This is a genomic window from Dehalococcoidales bacterium, assembly GCA_041656115.1.
Taxonomy (GTDB): domain Bacteria; phylum Chloroflexota; class Dehalococcoidia; order Dehalococcoidales; family UBA5627; genus UBA5627.
Genome location: JBBAED010000022.1, coordinates 1 through 4,144 on the forward strand (window position 1 = coordinate 1; position 4,144 = coordinate 4,144).

At 47.0% G+C, this 4,144-nt stretch carries 4 protein-coding genes; all 4 read left to right on the forward strand.

What is annotated here, in order from left to right:
- A partial coding sequence (locus WC958_06255; GenBank protein ID MFA5629823.1) for a DAK2 domain-containing protein occupies window positions 1–1,430 on the forward strand: 1,430 nt, incomplete at its 5' end.
- 191 nt (window positions 1,431–1,621) lie between these two features.
- Window positions 1,622–2,701: a YedE family putative selenium transporter gene (gene yedE / locus WC958_06260; protein MFA5629824.1), complete on the forward strand. Its 1,080-nt coding sequence runs from the start codon at window positions 1,622–1,624 to the stop codon at window positions 2,699–2,701.
- Between the two features lie 21 nt (window positions 2,702–2,722).
- Complete coding sequence (locus WC958_06265; GenBank protein ID MFA5629825.1) at window positions 2,723–2,947, forward strand: sulfurtransferase TusA family protein; 225 nt, start codon at window positions 2,723–2,725, stop codon at window positions 2,945–2,947.
- A gap of 509 nt (window positions 2,948–3,456) precedes the next feature.
- Window positions 3,457–4,144, forward strand: a 688-nt coding sequence (locus tag WC958_06270; GenBank protein ID MFA5629826.1) for a hypothetical protein, incomplete at its 3' end; no start/stop codon positions are given.

The window sequence follows — 4,144 nt, forward strand, 5'->3', positions numbered from 1 at the left end:
GCGGTCCTGTTTCTTCTTTTATTACTGCCATGGACAAAGGCGCGCTGATGGGCGCCCGCGGCAACAGCGGCGTGATACTTTCCCAGATCTTCCGCGGGCTTGCCCGTGAGCTGTCAAAAGAGGAAGTTGTTGGTGCGCGCGCATTGGCCCGGGCACTGCAAAGTGCGGCGGATGACGCCTATGCGGCGCTTAGCGACCCGGAAGAAGGCACGATTCTCAGCGTTATACGCGATGCGGCAACTGCGGCCGAAAAAGCGGCCCAAAACAGGGATGCCACAGCAACATCGGTACTGGCTGCCGCTACCAATGCTTCCCGAGCTTCTGTTATGAATACGCCTAACCTGCTTCCGGTATTAAAAGAAGCCGGCGTAGTGGATGCCGGCGGGCACGGGCTGTTTACTATCCTGGAAGGGGCACTGCTTTACATTAAAGAACAAAGAGACGGGAAAATGCCGGAGGTGCTGTGCCGCCAGAAACCACTGATTACATCGACAAGCGAATTTTATCTGGACGAAGAACATTATGGTTTTTGTACCCAGTTTATGATTAAAGGCGCAAACCTTGCCACAAAAAAGATAAGAGCCTCGCTTAAAGACCTTGGTGAATCGCTAATCGTTGCAGGGGACCCGAATCTTGTGCGCGTCCACATCCATGCTCATGACACAGATTCAGTTATAGAGCAGGCACGTTTATTTGGCACGGTTACCGATATTGATATCTGCTCTATGGACGAACAGCACCAGGACTATCTTCTGGTAAAAAGAGGCACGAGCCTTGAGACTGCGGTTATAGCAGTAGTTAACGGCACCGGACTGGTGAATGCCTTTGCCGACCTCGGGGCAGCCGCGATTGTTCCCGGCGGACAAACCATGAACCCTTCAACCACAGACATCCTGAATACAATCGAGAGAGTCAGCTCAAATTCTATTATAATCCTCCCAAACAACAAGAACGTTGTCACCACCGCCAAACTGGCACAAACGCTTACTGAAAAACACGTTTCCGTTATCCCGACCAAAACCATACCGCAGGGAATTGCCGCCATGATTGAATATATGACAGAGGCCGATTACGAGACTAACCTCCGCATGATGGCAGAGAATTTTAACACCGTTAAATCAATCGAGGTCACGCGTTCAACACGAGCGGCGCGTGTTAACGGGTTGGAGATTAAACCAGGGCAGATTATCGGGTTGCTGGACGGCAAGCTTAAAGCAGTAGCTGAAAAGCCTGCCGATGTTATTTTTGCCCTGCTTGACATGATTAACACCGAAAACTGCCGCATAATTACCGTTTATTACGGGAAAGACATAAAAGAAGCTGAAGCTGACCGCATTACTGCTAAAATAGCTAAAGCTTTTCCGCACGTTTCAGCCGGCACTGTAAATGGCGGCCAGCCGGAATACCACTATATTATTTCTGTAGAATAATACATAAAAACCCACCTGTATTTTACTTACATTTCCAGTCTTCTGACCGTTCCACTTTGTGCTTCCGGCTAGTGTTTTCAATTTAATTATTTATTAGTGTTTTATAAGGTGTTTTTATATTGCACTTTTACTTTTCTTATGTTATTATTGCTGCAACCAAACTAAATATATAAACTGAAAAGGAGGTTTATGTGAAGTTTTTCTCTGGTTTGCGTTCCAAGAAATGGATAATTCTTTTCGGCCTTGCCTTCGGCACTCTTGGCGCGCTGGCTGTCAACTGGGGCAACCCGCCTAATATGGGGATATGTGTTGCCTGCTTCCTGAGAGACATAACCGGTGCGCTGGGGTTACATCGGGCTGGTGTTGTGCAATACATCCGGCCAGAGGTAATCGGTTTTACATTGGGAGCCCTTATTACGGCACTCGCCTTCCGCGAATGGCGCCCAAGAGGCGGCGCCTCACCCATAATACGCTTCTTTTTAGGTATGTTCGTTATGATTGGCGCTCTTGTATTTTTGGGCTGCCCGATCAGGATGCTGCTCCGCCTGGCGGGCGGTGACCTCAATGGGCTCACAGCACTTGCCGGCCTGATATTCGGAATTATCGTCGGCGTTTTCTTCCTGAAAAGAGGGTTCAATCTTGGCAGGGCCCAACCGGCATCGAAAACAGCCGGCACGATTATGCCTCTTGTAATGGTATTTTTACTGGTTCTGGCAATAGCTGCTCCGGCTTTTATCTTCCAAAGTGAATCCGGCCCCGGCTCCTTATTTATGCCATTAGGGCTGGCACTGGTAATCGGACTCTTTGTTGGCTTTGGAGCACAACGAACACGTTATTGCTCAGTTGGAGCATGGCGGGATGTTATTCTGGTTAAAGATTTCCATCTGGTAAGCGGAATAATTGCATTTTTCGTAGCGGCACTTGTTACAAACTATATAGTTGGTAATTTTGGTGCGAGCGGTATTTACCATTGGGGGTTTGAAAACCAGCCGATTTCTCACACTGACCACCTCTGGAACTTCTTAGGTATGGGGCTTGTAGGTGTGGCCGCTACACAAATGGGTGGTTGCCCGCTCAGAAACCTTGTACTTTCCGGAGAAGGTGATACGGACGCCGGTATAACGGTACTTGGATATATTTTCGGTGCGGCGATTGCCCACAACTTTGCCATTGCAGCCAGCGCTTCCGGCGTAAACACCTGGAGTATTGCCGCTGTTGCCATTGGATGGGTATTCAGCATCACAATTGGTTTTACAATGCGAAAAGTTTAAATAAAAGGAGCCAAAAATAAAATGGTCGAAGTTGATGTGAGAGGCTATTCCTGCCCTGTTCCGGTGGTAAAAACTAAAAAAGCAATGGAAGCTAACCCCGGTAAGGTATTAAAAGTGCTTGCAGATACACAAGCCGCCGCTCAGAACGTAGCCCGCCTTGGCAAAAACAGCGGGTTTGAGGTTGAGACATCCGAGGGAGACGGATATTTTACTCTGATTTTGAAGCCCGTATCTTCTAAAGCATAAACAGAGAAAAGATACTTACGGTTTTAAAGTACCGCCTTCCTTAGGGAAAAATTCTGCCCTCCTAAGCGCAGATGAAAGAGCGCATAAGGCGTGCCCAAGATTACACTCGGGCACGCCTTAGTTTATTTTTGACGTGCATTTCTTGAAACCAACGGCCAGTGTTGCGGGGGCGGTTTTTCGGCAGGGGATGACGCCCTCTTTGAGGATTCTCCCTTATTTATATCCCTGAGGGGCCGGGCCGCATAGCCCGCAAATAACCTCAGGGAAGACATGTTTTACTGCCGTCTTCCCTGGAAAAATAATTTCTTTAACATCTTCAACTTTTTTGACAAACCCTGTCACACAACTCCTGTATAATTTCAAATATTGCAGAGGCTTACTGCCTTTGCCACTTCTGCTCTTCCTCTATTATTTTTTACACCCGGCAACAAACCGGATCTCAAACTACTAATTTCATGCAAACGCAGCAGGGCTGATTAATTTTCAATGACATATAAAAGGAGAGTTCTATGTTAAGAGGCACGGTTGAACCGGCAATGGAAAGCGTTTTAGAAGATGGAAACGAAACGGGATTTTTAGGCAGCATTTTCGAACGTATGGAAAAAAGAGCCAAGGGCATTGTTGACGGATTCCTTGACGACGATAACAGGGCACAGGAGGCGATTGTATTCCCCCGTTATTACGGAGAGCTCCTGGCGTGGGCTGTTGATTCTGTCCTTAAATTAAAGGGGGCGGAAATCAAAAGAGTGATTGGCTATTTTTCCACAGAGCCGATTTATACAGAGGTAAATACAGATTACACCGAAAAGCAAAACATCCTTGCAGATGGCAGAATTCTTGCTGAGATTGACAGGGTTAAAATCGTGCTGTCAGTTAGCATAGATTATAGCGGCCTGAATGTTGCGACACTGGAAAGCACGAAGGAAAATGAAGCCGTGATTACCAGGCTGGCAGAAGAAATTGAAGAATATGCCAAAAATAATAACTTTTACCGCGGGAAAAGGCTTGAATTACGAAGCGGTATTAAGATGGTATGCCTGAAAGAAAAGCCTTGGGATGATGTTGTTATAGATGAAGAAATCAAAAAAGAATTGCGCAAAAATACAGTTGGGTTCATAAATAATATAAAACTTTGGGAAGAGCTGGGCATTCCCCCTAAACGCGGAGTACTTCTGGAAGGAGAGCCCGGCACCGGTA

Coding starts and splice junctions, on each gene's coding strand:
- WC958_06265 (MFA5629825.1), top strand. CDS start 2,723: ATGGTCGAAGTTGATGTGAGAGGCTATTCCTGCCCTGTTCCGGTGGTA.